Raw genomic sequence first — 20,805 nt, forward strand, 5'->3', positions numbered from 1 at the left:
TCGAATGTCATCCGTTACGCCCGAAGTCGCAGACGTTGCAGCCAGGACGAAGTGGCGCCCAAGGCGTCACGCAATTGTTGGGCAGTGATGGTGCGTTCTGCCGGGTTGAAGCTCAGCGCGGTTCGCAGCGCTTGCCAGCCGTGCTGGGGTAGATTCGCTGGGGCGCGCAGCTCGCGCTCCAGGTGCTCGTCGCGGGCCTGGGTCGAGGGCAAGCGGCGGAACGGGTGTTTGCCGCCCGCCAGTTCATAGATCACGCAGGCCACGCCGTACACGTCCGCGCTGGCCGACAATGGTTGGCCCTCAAGCAGTTCGGGGGCGGCGTAGCCCGGGGTCCAGGCGTTGAAACGCTCGCGGCTCAGGTGCGGCAGGCCGGGCAAGGTGCCCTCCTCTGCCTGCCCCAGACCGAAGTCGAACAGGCGCAGGCCGTCTTCGCTGAGCATGACGTTGCTCGGTTTCAGATCACCGTGCAGCACGCCGCGACGGTGGGCGTAGGCCAACGTGTCGAGCAGCGGCAGGACGATGTCACGCAATTCTTGCCACGGCAGGCCGAGAGGCCGCTCGCAGAGCAATTTGTCCAGGGTCAGGCCACGCATGTATTCCATGGTGATGAAGGCCCGCTGGCAGTCGGTGTCGACTTCAAAGGTGTGTGCACGCACGACGTTGTCGTGGCGCAGGCGTCGGGTCAGGGCGAACTCGCTGTAGAGCAAGGCACTGGCGTCCGGCGATTCGGCAAATTCTTCGCTGAGGATTTTCAGCGCGATGTAAGGATCGGGATCGCCGAACTGCTCATGCAGCAGATCCCGCGCCCGGTAAACGGCGCCCATGCCACCGGCCCCGAGCAGACGCTCGAGGTGGTAGCGACCGGCGAGTACATCCGGCAGCGCACCGATGCTGGCCTTGGTCGGCGCCAGCAAAGGCTCTGCCTTGTTCTCCTTGGCGAAGGCGAAGTAGGTCAGATTGTTGGCCTGCTCTTCGTTGATCAGCAGGTCATCGATGGGCGATTCGAGTTCACTCATTGGCGGATCACCACGGCAGTCAGGTTGTCGCGCGCGGCGCCCCGCAGAGCGCCGTCGAACAAACGTTCCAGCGCGACATGCGGCGCGCTGAGGCTGAGGGCGTTGCCGAGGGCATCGCTGCTCAGGCCCTGATACAAACCATCGCTGCAGAGCAAGAACACATCGCCCGGATAGACCTCGAGTTCAAGCACATCCAGGGTCAGTGTGTCGGCGGCGCCGACGGCTCGGGTGAGTGCCTGAGCCGCCGGGTGCGCTGCCGCCTGTTCGACGCTCATTTGCTGCTCGTCGATCAGCTGCTGTTGCAGCGAATGGTCCTTGGACAGCTGATACAGCCGCTGCCCGCGCCACATGTAGCAACGGCTGTCGCCGGCCCAGATGCAGGCCGCGCGATTGCCTTCCACCAGCAGCGCGACGACGGTGCTGCCCATGATGCTGTCGTGGCGTCCGGCAGTGACCGTCAACTCCTGGCCCAAGCGCCGGTTCAGCCAGTGCAGGCACTGGCGGATGGCTTTGAGGCGTTCGTCGAAGTCCTCGTGTTGCGGCAACTCAGCCAGGCTGGCGACGATCAACTGGCTGGCGATGTCGCCACCCTGATGACCGCCCATGCCGTCCGCGACCACCCACAGCCCATGCTGCGGCGAGTCGAGGAAGGCATCTTCGTTGCGCGCCCGCACCTTGCCCGGGTCGGTACGCGCCGCGCTGCGCCAGGGACTGGCCACCAGCATCAGAGCTGCACCGGCATACGGAAGGTGCGCAGCACGCCCATGTCGAACGGATTCGGCGTGCGCTGGCTGGTCAGCAGGTAGTTGGCGCGCAGGCCGCCCACGTCGGCTTTCAGTACCAGCACGTCACGACCGTTCAGGTACTCGGTCTGCATCAGGTCGAACAGACGGAACAGCGACCATGGGCCGGAGTTTTTCTCGATCCCGATCGGACGCCCGGCCATCTTGTCCATGACCAGACTGGTGCGACCGTCTTCAGCATCGGTCGGCCACTTGAAGGTCATCGGCAGGATCGGGCCGTGACGGTATTCCATGGTCTTGTCGCCGAACTTGAATTCGGAGCGGCTGACCGCCGGATCGAGGGTGTAGGGCTCAAGCTTGAACTGCACCGTCGGCTCGGCCGGGTTGATCGAGAAGAAGCTCTGGCGAATGGTCTGCGCCGCCGCCATCTGATCGAGGTAGACCTTCGATACCGGCAGGCTGTGACCGTCGACGCTGCGCATGCGGTAGTTGCCCGGATCGCCGCTGACGAATGGACGCATGTAGCTGTCGAAGAAACGGTCGACGGTACCTTGAGCACGGAAGAACTCACGGAAGTCGCTGATCGCCACGTCGCTGGTGCTGCTGGCGCTGAACGGATAACGCTTGCTGATGGTTTTGCCATACACGCTGTACAGCTCGTTCTGATAACGGCCGTTCAGGTATTGATAGGCATCGTTGAGCACCAGACGCCACGAGTCCTCGGCCAGCACGTTGAACCACACGCTCAGCGGACGCGGCAGACGACCGGAGGCATTGCGCAGGTTGGTCAGCGCATCACGCTGGCCGCTCATGCGCGTCTTGGCCATCTCGAACGCGGCTTGCTCCGGCGTGCTGGAACGGGCCAGACCGGCCAGTTGCAGTTGCAGGTCGTTGAGTGCGCTGAACGCTGGCGTCAGGTCGGCGCCCGGGCCGTTGTTGTCGTCGAGCAGACGATGCAGCGGTTCGAAGCGGCGTTGCAGGGATTTCTTCGCGGTGTCCGGCAGGTTCTTCGCCACGTTCAGCGCCGAAGCCTTGTCGGCGGCAGCGGCGGCGAGTTTGCCGACCTTGCCCAGTTTGCCTTTCTGCCCGGCCAGCGCATCGGCGGCTTCGCCGGCTTCATCGACCGGATCAGCCGCGGCTTCGAAGCGGGTGTTTTCACGCACTTCGGTGAGCAGCGCGAGGACCGGCGAGTTGGCCGAAGTCAGGCCCGCCAGTTGCTCGGCGCCTTCGCCAGCGTCGCTGATCGGTGGCAGTGCGACCTGGCCAACGGCTTCGCTCCAGTAGTTGGCGTAGTCGCGGAAGTACAGCTGCTCAAGCTCGACCATCAGGCGACGCAAATCCATGTCGCTGATGCCCGCGCCTTCGCCCAGCACCCAGTTGTCGCGCAGGATGTCGGTGACCAGCGCCGCGCCCTGCACCGAGAAATACTGCTGATAACCCTGCTGGGTGTAGAAACCCGGGATCACGTATTCAGTGCCGATGAACAACGAACCTTGCGGGCCGAGGTGCTGGCTGAAGCGGTAGTCCGGCAGGTTGCGCGCCTGCTCGCGGAGCATGCGGTAAACCACGTTGGCCAACGACTCGCTGCGCAGGACCTGACGCGCCTGCGTGACCAGTTGATCGTTCAGCGGGTAGATGAACGGCTGCTTGAGCAAACGCTCGAGGTGCGTGTTCAGTCCATTCTGCACAGCGGTGTTGCCGGTGTAGCGCTGCGACCAGTCAGTGGCGACCCAGTCCTTGAGCCACGCCGCGTCGCGACGATCCTTCATGTTCAGCATCAGGTACGCGCGCAGGCTGTTGAGCAGGCGATCGCGGTCCTTCATGTTGGCGCGGATCTGCCCCTCGAGCATGGTCGCCACCCGTGGCAGCAACTGCGCTTCCAGCTCACGCTCGTAGGCGGTTTTCACCACCGGGTTGATCTCTTCGCCCTGATACAGGCCGCCACGCTCGTGGTACGACACGTCGCTCTTGTTCGGGAACACCTGGGTCGCGGCGTAGCTGGTGTCGAGGACTTTCAGCACGCCCATGGCGTCATCGCGCGGCGTCACGGCCGAGCGTTGCTGGGTCCAGTTCTGCGCCAGCGTGCGCAGGTTTTCCAGACGCTCGTAGTTGGCCGAGAAACCACCGGCCCAGAGCATGCCGAACAGTGCCAGTGCCGCCAGAGCGCCGACGTACAGCGCACGCTGGCCCCAATGAATGCGGCTGCGCTCGCGCTTGTCCAGACCGGCCAGATCGGCCTCGGGGAAAATCACCTGGCTGAGCAAGTGGTGGATGAATCGCGAACGACCGCTGCGCAGAGTCGGCAGCACACCGGCGTTCATGCCCAGGCTGGCGCCGATGCCGGCGGTGGTCGAATCCATTTCCTGGGTCAGGTGCGGCGCGCTGGTCAGGTAGAAGCCGCGCAGTTGCGTGGCGCGCTGATAGCGGTTGCCGGTGAACGCCATGTCGACGAACAGGCACAGGCGCTCGCCGATCTGCCCGAGCTGATGCGGGAAGTCGAGGATGCGGCCACGGCGCTGAGTGTCGCGCTCGGAGTGCATGCGCATGATCACTTGGCTGTTCAGGCGGCGCAGCAGCTCTTCGAACTCGTTGCGCAGGACCGTGACGTCGGTGCCGACCTGATCCTTGCGGAAACTGGTGCCGAGCACCTGATCGCTTTCTTCGCGGGTCAGTTGATCGAAGAACTCGTCGAAGCCGAGCAGCTTGTCAGCCTTGCTCAGGACCAAATACACCGGCACGTCGACGTGCAGTTTCTGATGCACATCCTGCAGACGGCTGCGCACCTGGCGTGCGAGGGTTTCGATGTCCTGCTCGCTGCCGCCGGTCAGGGTTTCCACCGGAATGGTCACCAGCACGCCGTTCAACGGACGACCGCGACGACGCTTGCGCAGCAGCTCCAGCAGGGTTGTCCAGGCGTTGCCGTCGACTTCGGCGTCCGGTTGAGTGGTGTAACGCCCGGCGGTGTCGATCAGTACACCGTGATCGGCGAAATACCAGTCGCAATGACGGGTGCCGAGGGTGTCGCGGGTCAGCTTGCGGTCGATCTTGTTGATCGGGAATTCCAGACCGGAGAAGTCCAGCAGGCTGGTTTTGCCCGAGGCCTGCGGACCGATCAGCAGGTACCACGGCAAGTCACTGCGCCAGCGCTCGCTGCGACCGCGATACAGGCTCGACGTCTTCAGGGTTTTCAGCGCGTCCTTGAAACGCGCCTTCAACTCTTTCTGTTCTTCGTCGATCAGCTCTTCGCGGCGAATGCGGTCCTGACCGTCCTCGCTTTCTTCCTCGGCTTTCTTGCGGATACCGGCGCGCCAGCTGACGAAGACCATGGTCAGGCCCCAGATCAGGAACAGCACGCTGATGGTCAGCAGGCGCGAGGTCGCACTTTCCCAGAACTTGTAATCATCGACCGCCAACAACGGGCCGACGAACCACACCAGCAGCGCCACGAACAGCACCAGCAGCAGAGTCCAGACCCAGGTCTGGCGCAGGAAGGCGCCGACTTTCTTGAAAAACTTTTTCATCACACGTCCCTGTTTTACGGCTGCGCCTGCGGTTGCACCGCGGCTGGATCAAGCGGCTGATAAGGATGCAGAACGGTGTCGCGTTGTTCGCTCAGGACCCAGGCGAAGCCCGAATACATCACCACCAGGCAGACCAGAGTAAAGAGCACCACCATCCACGCCGGCACGATGCGCACCAGGTTGCGGCGCTGATCGTTGAGACCTTCCCAGTGCGGCGACAACTCGCGCGGCACGTCGCCACGCAACTGACGGATCTGCCGGTACAAGGCGTCGCGGATGCCTTCAAGCTCAAGCATGCCGCGCGCCTGCACGCGGTACTTGCCCTCGAAACCGAGGGACAGGCACAGGTACATCAGTTCGAGCATCGGCAGGTGCTTGACCGGGTTTTTCGACAGCCGATCGAGCAGCTGGAAAAACTTCTCGCCGCCGAAGGTTTCGTTGTGGAAGCTGCTCAGCAGGCTCATCTGCGACCACTCGCTTTCGTTGCCCCACGGCGTGGTCACGACGGCTTCGTCGACCACGGTGCAGAGCACGTAACGCGCGGCCATTACCTGGCTGCTTTCGGCGCCGTTGTGCAGGGCTCGCACTTCAAACAATTTCAGCCCGGCGGTCAGCCGCTCATTCAGCGCGTACAGGTCTTCGCGGGTCTCGCTGTGCTTGAGACGCACCACTTCCGAGAGCAGGTCGGACGAGGCCGCCACCAGCGAGTTGAGGCTGATATTGAACGCCTCCGCCGGACGCAGGCGCGCGGCGTAGATCATGCGTTCTTCCAGTTGCTCGAAACGCGGCGGCGCGGCGAAGTCGGTCAGCGGACTCGATGCCGGTCCGTGGCCCTGACGGTCGAGCAGGACGGTTTTGTCGTCCTGGTTGTAATCCGTTTCCTTGATCATGTCGGTCAGTTCCTGATGGCCCAGAATTTCAGTTCAAGCTCGGCGAATTCGCCGGACACGTGGAACGCGAAACCGCCGGAGCGCTCGAGTTGTGCCAGGTCTTCGGAACTGAGTTCGAGGATGAAATAGGTTTTGTTCGAGTGGAACGCGATCTGCCGTGGGGCCACCGGCAACGGTTTGACCTTGATCCCCGGCAAGTGCAGGTTGACCAGTTGGCGGATGCGCTCCACCGGGCCGACCTTGAGGTGCTGCGGCAAGCGCTGACGCAGTTCTTCGGAGTCGCAGTTGGCACTGGCTGCCAGCACGAACGAGGCCGAGCCGAGCAGTTTGTGATCGTGCAACGGCGAGACGATGATGCCGTACTGACGCGCCTGCAGGATCAGTTCGATGGCGTGCTGTTCGAGCACCATCGACAGCACTTGGCGGATCGCTTCCATCAGTTTGCGAAAGCTCGCGCCCTGATCGGCGTGGGAATAGCGGCTGTCCAGACGCGGGCGTTTGCTCTCGCCGGAGAAGGTCGCCAGATCGCCGAGCATGGTCAGCAGCGTGCGGTACAACTCTTCCGGATGCACCTGCTCCAGACCCAGATAGTGACGCAGCAGCAGTTCGGTGCGGTTGATCAGTTGCAGCATCATGAAGTCACCGACTTCCGCACCGCCGACCTTGCCGTTGGAGCGAATCCGCTCGGCAATGGTGTCGCCACGGTGGCTGAGCATGCTGATGACTTCTTTCAGGCACGACAGCAAATAGCTGGAGGCGTGGGCCTGAATGTAGGTCGGCACGAAGTCCGGGTCGAGGCTGATCACGCCGTCGGGCGTGGTATCGAGCACGTCGCAGATTTTCAGCTTCACGTAGGCCTGATCGCTCTGCTGCTCGCCGAGCAACAGTTTGAAATCCGGGCGACCGCAGCTGACCTGGCTGGCGGAATCATCGCCGGCGTTGGAGTCGGCGACTTCGGCGTCATACGCGGTGTAGCGCGCGAGCACGTCGGATTGCTCCGGGCGCCGGGCCTCGATGTGGTTGCCAGTGACCAGCGGCAGCGCCAGATAGATCGGCGTGTTGCCGGTGTTCGGCGGCACGTCCAGCGCCAGCGGCTCAGTGTTGCCACCAAGTTCGAACAGGCTGCCGTCCGGCAGAATCCCCGAGGCTTCACTGATCACCAGTTTGCCCATGTTGAGGAACTGCAAGTCGATTTCCAGATTGAGAAAACCCCAGGTGTAGCCACCGAGCAATTGCGTGCGGGTTTTCATCTGGTGATCGTAATAACGATCGTTGTGCTGGAAGTGCTGCGGTCGCAGCAGCATGCCTTCCTGCCAAATGACTTTATGGGTGTTCATGATCAGTCATCCGCCTTGGCGAGCACTTGTTGGGTATTGCGGATACCGGCCTGATCGAGGGTCAGATCAGCCTCGGTGAGTTCCAGCGGAGTGATCTGCACGGTGTGGCGCCATTGCGTATCCGGCAGGTCGCGATAGGCAGCAAGGATGCCCACGTAACGGCTGCCCTCCTCCACGCTGAGTTTCAGTTCCACGGTTTCACCCGGGCGCAGTTCGAGTTCTTCGCTGGCCACCAGGTCCGGGTTGAGGGATTCCTTGGCGCGTTCGTAGAGGCTGAAGAAGTCAGCGTTCTCGAAGGTCACCGGGTGCTTGAGTTCGAACAGACGCACGACGATCGGCGACGGCCGCCCGTTGAGGTCCGGATTGAGCTGATCGCTGCCGGTCAGCTTGAGGTTGATCTTGGTCACTTTCGAGTACGGCGACAGCGACGAGCAACCAGCGAGCAGCACCAGCACGGTGAGCGCAGTCAGCGTCTTGAAAAAAGCGGTCGAGCGGCGAGACATGCGCATCATCCTTGGTGGTCGGTGTGGAGGGTGGAGATCAGGCGGATCTGTTCTTCGTAGGCCTGGGCAAAGTCGCGGGCCAGCAGACGCTCGCTCCAGTCATCGTCCTGACGCAGTGCCTGGTGATAGCGGCCGAACGCTCTCCAGCGCCCACCCGATGTTGCAATCAATGGCTTGCTGTCGCGCTCGAAACGCAGGGTCAGTTGCTCTGGCGAGAAGTGCTCCAGCGTGCCGCGTACGGCGGCGCGACTGGCAGTCAGCAGCGCCACTTGGTGCGCCTGCAAATCACGGAATGCGCGGGAGATCGCCTGCTCGGCCGGCAGATGGCCGGGCTTGCTTGGCTGCAACAGAATTTGCAGTGCTTCGCTCGGGTCGACGGCGAATTTCAGCGGGTTCTTGTTGGTGCCCTGCACGGTGGTCTGGGCCAGACGCAGCTCGTTTTTCAGCTCCGAGCGGGTGCGCAGGCTCTGCTGCAAACCACCGATGCTCTGGCGCAGCAGCCGCGCAGCGTTCAGCGCCAGCGCTTCGCGTTCGTCGTGGCTGAGGCCTTTGACGTCGACGCCCAGCGCCGCGCCGAAGTGTTCCCAGAAACCTTCGCTCTGACGCTCGACGGCTTTCGGTGCAGGCGCCGGCTCAGGTTCGACCGGGGCGGCAATCAGCTCCGGGACCATCAGGCTTTCCATGTCGATGCGCGCGTAGTCGGCACGCTGACGGGAGTCTTCCGGCTTGGCGGTGGGCGACAGCAGCTCATCGATTTCCGAGTAGACGCGCTCTTGCTGTTCGAGGGCGTTGAGCGGGTCGAGGTCGAGGAACGCGTCGTCCGGAATGATGCTGCCAGCGGCGCGCGGGCGGCCGACTTCGCCGTCGAAGGTCGCCGGGTCACGGACCAGCCGCGCACGGATCTCGAAGTCGCCGAGAATGTAGGTGCTGCCGTGCTCGATGCGCACCGGCTCGCCCTTGTGCAGGCGCGCGCCGCTGCTGCCGTCCTGGACACCGTTGCTGCTGGTGTCGGTGAGGAAGAACGAGCCCTCGCGGTAGCTGACAATCGCGTGATGATTGGACAGGTGCCGCTTGCGGTCAGGGATGATCCAGTCGCAGTCCTCGCCGCGCCCGATCACGCCGCCGGCCTGCTTGAAGGTCCGCTGGCACAGCTCGGTGGGCACGAACTGCTTGGTGTTCAGCATTTCGAAAACCAATTCCATGTTTGATGCTCCTTGCGGTCACTTGCCGCGATTGACCGCTTGCGGATCACCCAACGGGCGATAGTCGTTGTCGTTGAATTTGTAATTGCCGCTACAGCCGCCAAGGCCGCATAGAACGACGAGGGTCAGCAGGACAGCGTGCCAGTGACGAACAGACATCAGAGGGTCTCCAGGTGTAGACAAAGCACAAAGCGCCGACCCTTGCGGGCGGCGCTGAAATAAGTTTTTGAGGTGGGCTCGAAGCCTCTAGATCGGGGCCTTGAGCCATAGCCTGGAGGTACGGCGACCTCCCGTGGCGAGGGGACTTGTCCCCGTTGGGGTGCGCAGCGCCCCCAAAACCTGCCAGCGCGGTCTCTCAGTGAAACCGTATATGCCGGACTGCGACTGCTGCGCAGCCGGACGGGGATAAATCCCCTAGCCACAGGGTATGTGTTGGGTTCGAAGAAGTGCTGTAGCTCAACCATCAAAGTCACCCAAATTGATATTCAGGCGCCCGAGGCGGTACAGCAACGTGCGCCGCGGCAGGCCCAGTTCGCGGGCCGCGAGGGTCTGGTTGCCGTCGTTCTTGCGCAGGCAATCGAGCAGCAATGTGCGCTCGACTTGCTCCAGCCGTTCGCGCAGATTCAGGCCGCTGTTGTCTTCGGGCATCGGTTCCAGACGCAGGGAAAAATGCTCGGCGAGCAACTCGCCACCCTCGCAGAGCAACACCGCGCGCTCGACCAGTGCCTTGAGTTCGCGAACGTTGCCGGGGAAGGTGTAACCGCACAGATGCTCCAGCGCCGAATCCGACCAGCGCACCGGATCACGCTGCAGAAAGGTGCAGGTCTTCTCGGCGAAATGCCGGGCTAGATCGAGGATGTCGCCTTCGCGCTGACGCAGGGCCGGCAGCTCGATCGGGAATTGTGCGAGGCGGTAGTACAAGTCCTCGCGGAACTTGCCTTCGCTGACCAGTGCCGCCAGATCACGGTGCGTTGCGGCGATGATGCGCACGTCGATCTTGTGCGTGTCGTTAGAACCCAGCGGACGGATCTCGCCTTCCTGCAACACGCGCAGAATCTTCGCTTGCAGCGACAACGGCATGTCGCCGATTTCATCGAGCAGCAACGTGCCGCCATTGGCCGCGTCGAACAGCCCTGCGCGATCTCGATCGGCGCCGGTGAAGGCGCCTTTGCGGTAGCCGAACAGTTCGCTTTCCAGCAGGTTTTCCGGAAACGCCGCGCAGTTCTGCACGATGAACGCCTGGGAGCGACGCGGGCCGCAATCGTGGATCGCCCGCGCCACCACCTCCTTGCCGGTGCCGGTCTCGCCACGCAACAGCACGGTGTACGGGCTGTGAAGGATCTTGCTGATCAGCGAATAGGTCTGGCGCATCGCCGCGCTTTTGCCGATCAGGCCGTAGCCGCTGATGCTCGGCACGCTGCGTGTGGCGGTGGCCGATTCGGCGGCTGGCTGACGCAGGCGTTGCAGCAGATGCAGTTGGCCGAGCACGAACGAGCCGAGCTGGCCGAGGGAATCGGCAAAACCCTGCAAGTCAGTACGCCGACGGCTGGCACACAGCAACAAGCCCTCGACCGACTTGTGCTGATTGACCAGCGGCACGCACAACAGCGACTGCCACGGCGTGCTCGCCGCCGGTAGAAAACTGGTTTCGTGCAGGCTGCCGGTCAGGTCGTCGAGGCACACCACGCGGTTCTGGCACAGGGCGAATTGCAGCAGTTGCTCGCCGTTGTAATCCGCTGGCAGGCTCGCCGCCTGACGCGGTTGCAACGCACCGTCGAGGCACTCGGCGTTCATCCCCAGGCAAGTGTGGGTGGCGTCGAGCAGATACAGCTGAGTGAGTTCGCAGCCACTCAGCTCGGCCAGGCCACGGACGAATTCACCCAGCAGCGCAGCACTGTCCGCCGCCCGCGACAGACTGGCGAACTGCGCCAGCAACGCTTCGGCATAGACCAGCGGCTGCGGCACCTGAGTGAACATCACGCCCACCTCAGACGAACTCGCAGGTCACGCTGGAGTTGCCGTCGAGCGTGGCATGCACACGCTTGAGGCTTTCGCCGGTCGCCATCGCATCAAGCAAACGATCGGCCACCAGCGGCAGCACGTGTTGATCGAGCAGATGATCGATCAGGCGCGCGCCGCTTTCGCTTTGTGTGCAACGCTCGGACAGGTGATCGACGAGGTTCTGGCACCAGCTGAACTCCAACTGACGACGGTTCAGGCGCTCGCCGAGACGGCCGAGTTTGATCTCGATCAGCTCGCGCAGCACCGGGCCGCCCACCGGGTAGTACGGCACCACTTTCATCCGCGCCAGCAGCGCCGGTTTGAAATGTTTGCTGAGTACCGGGCGAATGGTTTCTTCGAGGACTTCGGCAGTCGGACGTGCGCCGTTTTCGCAGAGGTCGCTGATCTTGTCGCTGCCGAGGTTCGAGGTCATCAGGATCAACGTGTTGCGGAAGTCGATCTCGCGACCTTCGCCGTCGTTGGCCACGCCTTTGTCGAAGATTTGGTAGAACAGGTTGAGCACGTCCGGATCAGCCTTCTCGACTTCATCGAGCAACACCACCGAATACGGCTTCTGGCGCACGGCTTCGGTGAGCATGCCGCCCTCGCCGTAACCGACGTAGCCCGGTGGCGCACCAATCAGACGCGAGACGGTGTGCTTTTCCTGGAACTCGGACATGTTGATGGTGGTGATGAAGCGGTCGCCGCCGTACAGCAGGTCAGCCAGGGCCAGCGCGGTTTCAGTCTTGCCGACGCCGCTCGGGCCGACCAGCAGGAACACACCGACCGGTGCATCAGGCTTGTTCAGACCGGCAGCGGTTGCGCGCATCGAACGATCCAGCGCGTGCACGGCTTGCTCCTGACCACGGATGCGTGTGCGCAGATCGGTGGCGAAACTGGCGACCTTGGCGTTGTGCTCGCGGGCCAGTTGCGCCAGCGGCACACCGGTCCAGGCGCTGATCACTTCGGCGACCAGACGCGGGCAGACTTCGAAGCTGACCAGGCGTTCTTTGACTTGCGCAGCCGTCAACGCGGCGTGGGTTTCATGCAATTGGGCTTCCAGCGCTTCGACGCTTTGGCCTTCTTCGACTTCGGCGACCAGAGTTTCAATCACGGTGCCTTCGGCGTCTTCTTCCACGCTGACGGTCGGCTCAACAGCTGCAGCCTCGCGGGCCTTGGCCAGTTGCTGACGCAGTTCCAGCAGACGCTCGGCGAGCTCTTTCTGCTCAGTCCACAGGGTCTCGAGCGCAACCATCTCGCTTTCGGCTTCGTCCAGCCGCGCTTCCAGCGCCTCCAGCGCTTCGTGGTCGATCAGCAGACCGGCCTCGGCATCGCGGCGCAGGGCCTGACGCTGGCGGCCGCCTTCAGCCAGTTCGCCACGCAGGCGCTCGAGGCTTTCCGGGGCCGCAGCGAGGCTGATGCGCACGCGGGCGCACGCGGTGTCGAGGACGTCTACAGCCTTGTCCGGCAGTTGCCGACCGGCCAGGTAACGCGCGGACAATTCAGCAGCGGACACCACCGCGTCGTCGCGCAGGTAGATGCCGTGGCTCTTCTCGTAGACCTGAGCCAGACCACGCAGAATGGTCACCGCTTCGCTGACGGTCGGTTCGTGCAGTTGCACGGGCTGGAAGCGACGCGCCAGCGCCGGGTCTTTCTCGAAGTATTTCTTGTACTCGGCCCAGGTGGTGGCAGCGATGGTGCGCAGTTCGCCACGGGCCAGTGCCGGTTTCAGCAGGTTGGCCGCGTCGGAACCGCCGGCATTGCCGCCCGCGCCGATCAGGGTGTGAGCTTCGTCGATGAACAGAATGATCGGTTTTGGCGAGGCTTTGACCTCATCAATCACGCCTTTCAAACGACGCTCGAATTCACCTTTGACGCTGGCGCCGGCCTGCAACAGGCCCATGTCCAGCGACAGCAATTCAACGCCTTTGAGTACCTGCGGCACTTCACCGGCAGCAATGCGCGAGGCGAGGCCTTCGACGATGGCGGTCTTACCGACACCGGCCTCACCGACGACGATCGGGTTGTTCTTGCGCCGACGGGCAAGGATGTCGACCATCTGGCGGATCGCGCCATCGCGGCAGAGCACCGGGTCGAGTTTGCCGTCGCGGGCCTGTTGGGTCAGGTTGTGGGTGAAGCGCTGCAACAGCGATTCGCCCTGTGCGGCCGGTTTGCCGTTGGCCGCCGGTTGCTCCTGTTGCGACAGGGCAAATTCTTTCAGGCGATCAATGTTCAGTTTGGCAAGCAGCGGTTGATAGCGGCTGCCGGCATAACGCATCGGGTTGCGCAGCAACGCCAGGATCAGCGCCGCGTCTTCGACCTGGGTCTGGCCCAGTTCGAGGTTGGCCACCAGCAGTGCGTCTTGCAGCCATTGCACCAGTTCCGGGGCGAACACCGGGTTGCGCGAAGCACTGTGCTCGACCCGCGACTGCAATGCAGCGGTCAGTTCACCGGCGTCGACGTCAGCATCTTGCAGCGCGCGCGACAGCAAGCCGTTCGGGCGCTCGAGCAAGCCCAGCAGCAAGTCTTCGACGAGGATCTTGCTGCCGCCACGGGCGACGCAACGCTCGGCCGAACGTTCCAGATCACGACGGGTTTCGGCGTCCAGCGCCTGGATGAGTTGTTGCAGGTCTACGTTGATCATGGCTCACGTCCTTAATGAATTTTGCTGCCCAGGGTTACCACGCCGTCCGCTTTCTCGCGTCCCAGCCAACTGGTCCAACCGAGGCGACAGGCGTTCTGCTCACCGATGCGCAGTTCGCGGATTTCTTCCTGGCGCAGGACCAGGCGAATGTCGTAATCGAGCGGGTCACGCAAGGTGAACCGCACCAGCGCGCAGAGCGGCTGGTAGCCGAACCCGATCGGCAGGAATTCATGGAATCGCTGCCAGTCGAGTTCGGTGATATGAATGCGGAATTTGCCGCTGCGGTCGCGCACGTGCTCGCCCAGCACCAGGTCTTCACCGAGCACGCTGTTGGCGCGGCCCAAACGATTGCGTTGCTCTTCGAGAATTTCCACGCGGCGCTCGATGCACTGCTCGATGACCAGGTCTTCGTGCTTGAAGTAGTAACGCAGCACGGCTTCGATCAACGCCGCCGAGTGCGCCCGCAAGCTGAGCAGACCGAGGTACGGCAGCAGGCGTTTCCAGTTGAGTTCCTTGGCCTTGCGGATCTCGTCGCCGCCCAGGCCGATCAGCGCAAAAAGTTGCGCCGAGAACGGATCGATCGCGCCGCTCTGGAAGCTCGCGCGGTAGCGGTACTTGCGCCAGATCGGCAGCATCAGCCGTTGCAGGCGATGGTGGAACAGGTCGAGGAAATTGCGCGTCGGGTTGCCATCCTCGCTGTCGCCCAGGGCTTGTTCGCCATAGAACGCCGGCAGCGGCGAACCAGAGCCGACCAGGCCGATCAGGTTGAAGCGCATGCGCGCGCGCATCTTGCCGTGTTCTTCGAAAAACTCGACGCGATCGACGTCGCTGCGCGGAAAGCCCAGGCTCGGGTTGGCCTGGAACTCGACCTGGTCGTACAGATCGTCTTCGCTCAGATGCGGGTGTGCCTCGCGCAGCCGGTCGATCACCAGCAGCACGGCCTGAAACAGCGAGTACTCGCGTATTACCTTGGTCAGCCCGCTTAAAGCAGGGGCTGCAGGCCCATACGTGGTGTCCATTGGTACACCTCTCCCTGTGTGCTTTTTACCCGCAGCTCATGGAATGAATTGAGACTGGCGTAAAGCGCGAAAAACTCGTTGAGAACCGAAGCGAAGACGAACAGGTCGCCTTCGCCGATATAGCCTTCCGGGTCGATGGTCAGTTCGGTGCGCAAACCGCGCACCGGCAGACCGCGATGCAGGCGGTCGACGTGGTGATGCTTGATGTGCTTGAGGCCGCCGAGCAGGCGCTTGCTGACCTTTTCCGCGTGCTGGTCGTAGTAGCGCGGCAGGTCGTAGGTTTCCAGAATCACCTTCAACGCATTGACGTCGGCCAGCGACAGATAGTTAAGCGACATGTTGCTGATCAGCTTCCACAGGAAGTCACGGTTCAGCGGCGGCGCGAAACTCGGAGTGGCCGGGGTGATGTTGCGGAAACTGAGGAATTCCGGGGTCTGCTCGCTGGCCATGCAGATGTCGCCGAGCTTGAGCTTTTTCGGCAGGTTCTGGTTGGTGCACATCAGCTCGATCGACAGGGTTTCGTGGGCTTCGGTGTGGCGGATGCCGAAGCTCAGGTAGGTGTCTAGGCCGTCATGCAACAAGGACGAACGCTGGCGAATGCTGTAATGCGGACGGCTGTTGGGCACGTCGAAACTCGGGTCGTGCTCGAAGGATTCGAACGGCACGTACTCCTGATAACCGAGGCCGCCGGGCTTCCAGCCAGTGACGGTTTCCACCGAGAACACACCGCAGTTTTCCAGGTCGTATTCCGCCGGCAGCAACAGGTATTCGTCCTGCTTGCCGTCGAGACGGATCGGCAGAGCGTCGTGCTCGAACAGATTGACGATCGGCGTGCAGAACAGCTTCACGTTATCGAGGGTCGGGCGCATGCGCATGATGCCGCTCTTGCGAATGTCGAAACGCAATTCGAGGCCACGCATCTGCTTGAGCGTGTCTTCCGGCAGCGCCTTGAGAATGTCCAGACCGTTGACGTCGACGAACAGGAACTTGTCTTGGAAGGCGAAATACTCCTGCAGGTAGCGATAGCCACGGAAGGTATTCAGCGGATACGGGATCAACGCTTCTTCTTCGGCAAAACCCACCGGTTTCACCCGGTCGCCGGGAATCTTGAACGCCATCGGCTTGCCGCTGACGCCATTGATCGGCTTGCCGGCGCCGTCATGCGGGATCAGTTCGATGCCGTCGAGGTTGCGCAGCAGGCTCAGGTAGAGCATCTGGCTGATGTAGCGCTCACCGGCAAAGTGCAGGCGCAACTTGCTCAGCTCCAGTTCGCCGAGGTGGCCGTCAGCGCTCATTTCCAGACGCAGGCTGAGCAGCGACCCATCGCCCTTCACCGAGTAATTCAGCGCAGCCAGATCCAGCGGCAAGACTTCGGTCGGATAGCAGGTGCGGAAGCGGCAGCGCACGTCTTCTATCGGCTTGCTCTCGATCGGCGTATCGCGCTCAACCAGCAGCGCCGGGCCGGAACGCTTGAGCGGATCAAACTGCAAAATGCTGAACGCCGGCAGCGGGCGCATGTAGTTCGGCCACAGCAACTGCATCAGCGAATGGCTGAGCTCCGGCAGTTCGTCATCGAGCTTCTGGCGCAGGCGCCCGGTGAGGAATGCAAAGCCTTCGAGCAACCGCTCTACATCCGGATCCCGCCCGGCCTGCCCCAGATACGGCGCCAGCGCCGGACTACGCTCGGCGAAACGGCGACCGAGCTGGCGCAGTGCGGTGAGTTCGCTTTGGTAGTAGTGGTTAAAGGACATTTCTGGCTGCCTGGGTATTGATTCGTTTGATTTGAAAAATTAATCGACCAAAAGCACTAATAGCGGAAAACGAAAAAAATCATTTCGCACCCCGGGCCAACAAAAACCTTTCAAACTTGCCGGCCACCAATATCGCCAGCGTAGTAAGTCCGCCTGTTAGAACGATATAGGCCAACGCTCGAACGGGATAAAGCGGCAGCAGATAAACCAATATCAAGGCCACCATAAAAAACACAACACACAACTTAAAACGTCGATTCGGAATTACAGCAACGAGCAAATTAACAAAAATGAATAAGTAAAAAACCATATACATGGCAATTCCAATGGAAGCACCACGGGACGTTAACCCGCCGAATAAAAATTTATAGAGAGAAACACCATAGTAATTAACAACGACGTAAATTACGCAGGTAAAAAAATGGACGAGCAAGCTCCCAGCTATTCTCGTCATCATCTCTTCCACTCTCCGTACGTATCTACAGAGCCCTGCGTAATGAAGCTTTTCAACTTCTGGTCGGAAACGCCGAGATAAACCGTGCTCGTAATTACTTTCTCGCGATAGCCCATTCGCCCCACAAATACTTTTACCGTTTCCGTACGTAGATCAAAGTTCTCGGAGGCCCACAAAGCACCGCGCAGCACCATGTAGTTATCGTATTCATTGGTTTTGTCCTCCTTCGGAAATATAGGAAGACCATCGCCATACTCCATGCCGGTTTCAACGGTTTTCTTGATAGCCGTTTCCACGGACTTGGTTTCCTCCAGATATAACCGGTATGTATCGGTAGCGAATGGTATTTGCCCTACACCGTCAGCCCAGTAAGGTTCGCCCTCGATCATGACCAACAAGAATCCAGAACCGCCCTCCGGACTGTTTTTCCAATCACCCGGCATTTTAGCGGCGAAGCTAATCGACATTCTGTCAACAGCTGCAAACTTGGCAATTTCCGCCCAAGTAAATTGTTTATATGCATTGTATGCATCGGTGCCAGCGACTTTGGACTCGGGATTTATCCAAGATTTTTCCCGATAATTATCAGCTAACGGCTCAAACCACTGAATGGCTTCCGCATACAGTTTTTCGGCCGTCATGATTCTGAACTGTGCATCTGTCGCATTCGGCTTTACCGCGAAGAGAGGCACGCCATTGCCTCTAGTTATCAGCCACATACTTGGCAAAGGAAGCTTTTTCGGCTCTTTATCCTCGCTAGGCGTAGTTTCGCCTTCAATTTTCAACTCCGTTTTACCATCGGAGGTCTCGAAAATATGTGCGATGCCATCGATAACAATAGAGGTTTCCACGTGCTTACTCCGCCGACACGTAGATGGTAACCATCTCGCCTTGTTTACCCGTCGAGAAACATCCCGTGCCACCGGCCGCCGATGAACGTCCTGCTTTTTCTAATCCACTCTCAGAAACCATTCTGTAATTCAAGTTCTCGACGGGCTGTCCATCCGCTGCATGGAAGGAAAAAACACGGTTAAAGACTCCGGGAATAACAACAGGCTCTGGCGGCACAAACGGCGCTGGCGTATGCGAATTGCCAATAATCACCGTCCCGGACCCAGCCGTGACCTTGTTGCCGTGAGATCCAACCGAACCTACTGTCGCAGCCGGTTTGCCGTTGATCAGAACAGTGGTCGCCAAGCCGCCCGACAGCGCACCACCACACGCCGAGGCATCGCCTTGGCGGGCGGCCGCGAGGCCATCGAAAAACACGTCGCCGGAACCGGCGGCGATCGGGTTGGTACCGTGGCCGGGGAGCGGGCAAGCGGTGGGGTCGGATACGCGTGCTGCGGGTTTGCCAGACATCGGGGATCTCCTTAGTTGACCTTCACTTGACGACTGTTTATTTCCTGTCCACACGCTGGAATATTCCAGCCCTCGTAACCGGTCGCTGTCGGATAAATCGCATGGCCGGATACCCACTGCGAACGTTCATCGAAAGTGAACTCGTTCTGCCAAAGCAACCATTCGGACGATTTCAACAGCGTGCCGTCTTTTGCGTAAACGCGGAAAAAGGCTTCGCTGGCGAACAGCTTGAACAGCTTTCCGGGTATGCCAATGGCTGAGTACTGCGGAATGTAGGAGCGGAGGGAGCACGTTCCATTGTCACTCCAGACAATCGAGTACTCGTCGGCCAGCCGTGCTGCCGTCGTTTTCACGTAACAGGCAACTGAAATCAGGGCAGTGGCGGTTAGAACCAGAAAGAGCAACACGCTCCGTCCCAACTTTGGCAAAACACCTTGATTCACGGCGCTCTCTCGCATGGTCCTAATTCACCTTGACTTGACCGCTGCCATCCAGGCGCGCGGAAAAACTGACCTGACGCTTGAAACCCTCGACTTCCAGCAGGCCTTCGATACTGAAGGCCAGGCGAAGTTGATCGTGGTCACGCGGCAGGGAAATGACACGCACATTGCTCAGGCGTGGCTCGTAGGCTTCGATGAAGTTTTCGATAGCCAGACGTGCCTGACTCAGGGAGTCGTGCAGGCTCAGACGCATGTCATTGAGATCGGGCAACCCGTAGTCGGCTAGCGTTTGCACGCTGCCGGCCCGGGTGCTGAGCATTTTGGCCAGATGGGCAGCCACTGACGCCATGGCACAAGCCTCAAGGCTGTTGCCCTTGCGTAGTTGTGCGTCGCCGTTGAGGCGTTCGAACAGGCTGCCGTATCCGTCCATGAGTCGCTCTTACTCTTTGTCCAGCTTGCCAACCAGCGACAGGGTGAAATCGGCACCCATGTACTTGAAGTGCGGACGCACGTTCAAGCTCACGCGGTACCAGCCCGGCTCGCCTTCAACGTCGCTGACGATCACTTGCGCAGCGCGCAGCGGACGACGGCCACGCACTTCGGCGCTCGGGTTTTCCTGGTCGGCAACGTACTGACGGATCCACTTGTTCAGTTCCAGCTCGAGGTCGGTACGCTCTTTCCACGAACCGAGTTGCTCGCGCTGCAGCACTTTCAAGTAGTGAGCCAGACGGTTGACGATCATCATGTACGGCAGTTGGGTGCCGAGCTTGTAGTTCAGCTCTGCCGCCTTGCCTTCTGCGCTGATGCCGAAGAACTTCGGCTTCTGCACCGAGCTGGCGGAGAAGAACGCCGCGTTGTCGGAGCCTTTGCGCATGGTCAGGGAGATGAAGCCTTCCTCGGCCAGTTCGTATTCACGACGGTCGGAAACCAATACCTCGGTAGGGATCTTGGTTTCGATTTCGCCCATGCTTTCGAAATGGTGCAGAGGCAGATCTTCAACCGCGCCACCGCTCTGCGGGCCGATGATGTTCGGGCACCAGCGGAATTTGGCGAAGCTGTCGGTCAGCTTGGTGCCGAACGCGTAAGCGGTGTTGCCCCACAGGTAGTGCTCGTGGCTGTTGGCAACGGTTTCCTTGTACACGAACGATTTCACCGGGTTTTCTTCCGGATCGTACGGGTTACGCAGCAGGAAACGCGGCACGGTCAGGCCAACGTAGCGCGAGTCTTCCGAGGTACGGAAGCTCTGCCATTTGGCGAATTGCGGGCCTTCGAAGTGGTCTTTCAGATCTTTCAGATCCGGCAGGCCGGTGAAGCTTTCCAGACCGAAGAATTTCGGGCCGGCGGCAGCGATGAACGGCGCGTGGGACATGCACGAAACGCTGGCCACGTACTGCATCAGCTTGACGTCTGGCGAGCTTGGCGACATGTAGTAGTTGGCGATGATGGCGCCCACTGGCTGACCACCGAACTGGCCGTATTCAGCGGTGTAGATGTGCTTGTACAGGCCCGACTGCATGACTTCCGGCGAATCTTCGAAATCGTCCAGCAGGTCTTCTTTGGAGACGTTGAGGATTTCGATCTTGATGTTTTCGCGGAAGTTGGTGCGGTCGACCAGCAACTGCAGACCACGCCACGACGATTCCAGCGCCTGGAAATCCGGGTGGTGCAGGATCTCGTCCATCTGACGGCTGAGCTTGGCATCGATCTCGGCGATCATGCGGTCAACCATGGCTTTCTTGACCGGCTCACCGTTGTTCTGCGGCTTGAGCAGCTCTTCGATGAACGCCGACACGCCACGCTTGGCGATGTCGTAGGCTTCGTCGTCCGGAGTCAGACGGGTTTCGGCGATGATGCTGTCGAGAATGCTGTATTCGCCGCTGGCGGCGCTCTTCTCTTGTGCTGCGCTAGTGCTCATTGTGTTG

General features: G+C 61.0%; 18 protein-coding genes. All 18 read right to left on the minus strand.

Translation table 11 applies throughout. From position 1 onward, the window contains the following. Positions 1 to 14 precede the first annotated feature (14 nt). Complete coding sequence (locus NF676_RS26865) at positions 15 to 1,016, minus strand: serine/threonine-protein kinase (RefSeq protein WP_252887020.1); 1,002 nt, start codon at positions 1,014 to 1,016, stop codon at positions 15 to 17. Continuing rightward, positions 1,013 to 1,741 (minus strand): PP2C family protein-serine/threonine phosphatase, encoded by a 729-nt coding sequence (locus NF676_RS26870; protein WP_041476618.1) that lies wholly within the window; start codon positions 1,739 to 1,741, stop codon positions 1,013 to 1,015. Before NF676_RS26870 ends, NF676_RS26865 begins: the two co-directional genes overlap by 4 nt. After that, positions 1,741 to 5,280, minus strand: coding sequence for a type VI secretion system membrane subunit TssM (gene tssM / locus NF676_RS26875; RefSeq protein ID WP_056790861.1), 3,540 nt, complete (start codon positions 5,278 to 5,280; stop codon positions 1,741 to 1,743). Before tssM ends, NF676_RS26870 begins: the two co-directional genes overlap by 1 nt. A 14-nt stretch (positions 5,281 to 5,294) precedes the next feature. Beyond that, positions 5,295 to 6,170, minus strand: a complete 876-nt coding sequence (gene icmH, locus NF676_RS26880; RefSeq protein ID WP_016772511.1) for a type IVB secretion system protein IcmH/DotU — start codon at positions 6,168 to 6,170, stop codon at positions 5,295 to 5,297. A 5-nt stretch (positions 6,171 to 6,175) separates the two neighbouring features. Then, positions 6,176 to 7,507, minus strand: a complete 1,332-nt coding sequence (gene tssK / locus NF676_RS26885; RefSeq protein ID WP_016772510.1) for a type VI secretion system baseplate subunit TssK — start codon at positions 7,505 to 7,507, stop codon at positions 6,176 to 6,178. A 2-nt stretch (positions 7,508 to 7,509) separates the two neighbouring features. After that, a complete protein-coding gene (tssJ, locus tag NF676_RS26890; protein ID WP_016772509.1) occupies positions 7,510 to 8,010 on the minus strand; it encodes a type VI secretion system lipoprotein TssJ in 501 nt (166 codons plus the stop codon). A 5-nt stretch (positions 8,011 to 8,015) separates the two neighbouring features. After that, complete coding sequence (tagH, locus tag NF676_RS26895; RefSeq protein ID WP_016772508.1) at positions 8,016 to 9,212, minus strand: type VI secretion system-associated FHA domain protein TagH; 1,197 nt, start codon at positions 9,210 to 9,212, stop codon at positions 8,016 to 8,018. 18 nt (positions 9,213 to 9,230) lie between these two features. Beyond that, a complete protein-coding gene (locus tag NF676_RS26900) occupies positions 9,231 to 9,371 on the minus strand; it encodes a hypothetical protein (RefSeq protein ID WP_003229566.1) in 141 nt (46 codons plus the stop codon). Between the two features lie 297 nt (positions 9,372 to 9,668). Then, positions 9,669 to 11,189, minus strand: coding sequence for a sigma-54 interaction domain-containing protein (locus tag NF676_RS26905; RefSeq protein ID WP_056790872.1), 1,521 nt, complete (start codon positions 11,187 to 11,189; stop codon positions 9,669 to 9,671). A 10-nt stretch (positions 11,190 to 11,199) separates the two neighbouring features. Continuing rightward, a complete protein-coding gene (gene tssH, locus NF676_RS26910; RefSeq protein ID WP_252887021.1) occupies positions 11,200 to 13,857 on the minus strand; it encodes a type VI secretion system ATPase TssH in 2,658 nt (885 codons plus the stop codon). 11 nt (positions 13,858 to 13,868) lie between these two features. Beyond that, entirely contained in the window at positions 13,869 to 14,876 is a 1,008-nt protein-coding gene (tssG, locus tag NF676_RS26915; RefSeq protein ID WP_095181222.1) for a type VI secretion system baseplate subunit TssG, read from the minus strand. Beyond that, positions 14,840 to 16,627, minus strand: a complete 1,788-nt coding sequence (tssF, locus tag NF676_RS26920; protein WP_252887022.1) for a type VI secretion system baseplate subunit TssF — start codon at positions 16,625 to 16,627, stop codon at positions 14,840 to 14,842. The genes tssG and tssF overlap by 37 nt, the downstream gene beginning before the upstream one ends. A gap of 79 nt (positions 16,628 to 16,706) precedes the next feature. Further along, positions 16,707 to 17,084 (minus strand): hypothetical protein, encoded by a 378-nt coding sequence (locus tag NF676_RS26925; protein WP_056790885.1) that lies wholly within the window; start codon positions 17,082 to 17,084, stop codon positions 16,707 to 16,709. Next, positions 17,081 to 17,932 carry a hypothetical protein gene (locus tag NF676_RS26930; RefSeq protein ID WP_095181221.1) on the minus strand — a complete coding sequence of 284 codons (852 nt, stop codon included), beginning with the start codon at positions 17,930 to 17,932 and terminating at the stop codon, positions 17,081 to 17,083. The genes NF676_RS26925 and NF676_RS26930 overlap by 4 nt, the downstream gene beginning before the upstream one ends. Before the next feature lie 4 nt (positions 17,933 to 17,936). Next, positions 17,937 to 18,443, minus strand: coding sequence for a PAAR domain-containing protein (locus NF676_RS26935; protein WP_056790890.1), 507 nt, complete (start codon positions 18,441 to 18,443; stop codon positions 17,937 to 17,939). An 11-nt stretch (positions 18,444 to 18,454) separates the two neighbouring features. Beyond that, positions 18,455 to 18,886: a hypothetical protein gene (locus tag NF676_RS26940; protein ID WP_252887023.1), complete on the minus strand. Its 432-nt coding sequence runs from the start codon at positions 18,884 to 18,886 to the stop codon at positions 18,455 to 18,457. 19 nt (positions 18,887 to 18,905) lie between these two features. Beyond that, positions 18,906 to 19,313 (minus strand): type VI secretion system baseplate subunit TssE, encoded by a 408-nt coding sequence (tssE, locus tag NF676_RS26945; RefSeq protein ID WP_041476611.1) that lies wholly within the window; start codon positions 19,311 to 19,313, stop codon positions 18,906 to 18,908. A gap of 9 nt (positions 19,314 to 19,322) precedes the next feature. Next, positions 19,323 to 20,798 carry a type VI secretion system contractile sheath large subunit gene (gene tssC / locus NF676_RS26950; RefSeq protein WP_016772499.1) on the minus strand — a complete coding sequence of 492 codons (1,476 nt, stop codon included), beginning with the start codon at positions 20,796 to 20,798 and terminating at the stop codon, positions 19,323 to 19,325. Between the last annotated feature and the right edge of the window lie 7 nt (positions 20,799 to 20,805).

The organism is Pseudomonas siliginis, from assembly GCF_024072275.1.
GTDB lineage: Bacteria > Pseudomonadota > Gammaproteobacteria > Pseudomonadales > Pseudomonadaceae > Aquipseudomonas > Aquipseudomonas siliginis.

Excerpts from the sequence above, each read along its gene's own strand:
- tagH (WP_016772508.1), bottom strand. The coding sequence starts at position 9,212 with ATGGAATTGGTTTTCGAAATGCTGAACACCAAGCAGTTCGTGCCCACC.
- tssG (WP_095181222.1), bottom strand. The coding sequence starts at position 14,876 with ATGGACACCACGTATGGGCCTGCAGCCCCTGCTTTAAGCGGGCTGACC.
- NF676_RS26925 (WP_056790885.1), bottom strand. The coding sequence starts at position 17,084 with ATGATGACGAGAATAGCTGGGAGCTTGCTCGTCCATTTTTTTACCTGC.
- tssM (WP_056790861.1), bottom strand. The coding sequence starts at position 5,280 with ATGAAAAAGTTTTTCAAGAAAGTCGGCGCCTTCCTGCGCCAGACCTGG.
- NF676_RS26935 (WP_056790890.1), bottom strand. The coding sequence starts at position 18,443 with ATGTCTGGCAAACCCGCAGCACGCGTATCCGACCCCACCGCTTGCCCG.
- tssK (WP_016772510.1), bottom strand. The coding sequence starts at position 7,507 with ATGAACACCCATAAAGTCATTTGGCAGGAAGGCATGCTGCTGCGACCG.
- NF676_RS26905 (WP_056790872.1), bottom strand. The coding sequence starts at position 11,189 with ATGTTCACTCAGGTGCCGCAGCCGCTGGTCTATGCCGAAGCGTTGCTG.
- tssE (WP_041476611.1), bottom strand. The coding sequence starts at position 19,313 with ATGGACGGATACGGCAGCCTGTTCGAACGCCTCAACGGCGACGCACAA.
- NF676_RS26900 (WP_003229566.1), bottom strand. The coding sequence starts at position 9,371 with ATGTCTGTTCGTCACTGGCACGCTGTCCTGCTGACCCTCGTCGTTCTA.
- tssH (WP_252887021.1), bottom strand. The coding sequence starts at position 13,857 with ATGATCAACGTAGACCTGCAACAACTCATCCAGGCGCTGGACGCCGAA.
- NF676_RS26865 (WP_252887020.1), bottom strand. The coding sequence starts at position 1,016 with ATGAGTGAACTCGAATCGCCCATCGATGACCTGCTGATCAACGAAGAG.
- tssC (WP_016772499.1), bottom strand. The coding sequence starts at position 20,798 with ATGAGCACTAGCGCAGCACAAGAGAAGAGCGCCGCCAGCGGCGAATAC.
- icmH (WP_016772511.1), bottom strand. The coding sequence starts at position 6,170 with ATGATCAAGGAAACGGATTACAACCAGGACGACAAAACCGTCCTGCTC.
- NF676_RS26870 (WP_041476618.1), bottom strand. The coding sequence starts at position 1,741 with ATGCTGGTGGCCAGTCCCTGGCGCAGCGCGGCGCGTACCGACCCGGGC.
- tssJ (WP_016772509.1), bottom strand. The coding sequence starts at position 8,010 with ATGTCTCGCCGCTCGACCGCTTTTTTCAAGACGCTGACTGCGCTCACC.
- tssF (WP_252887022.1), bottom strand. The coding sequence starts at position 16,627 with ATGTCCTTTAACCACTACTACCAAAGCGAACTCACCGCACTGCGCCAG.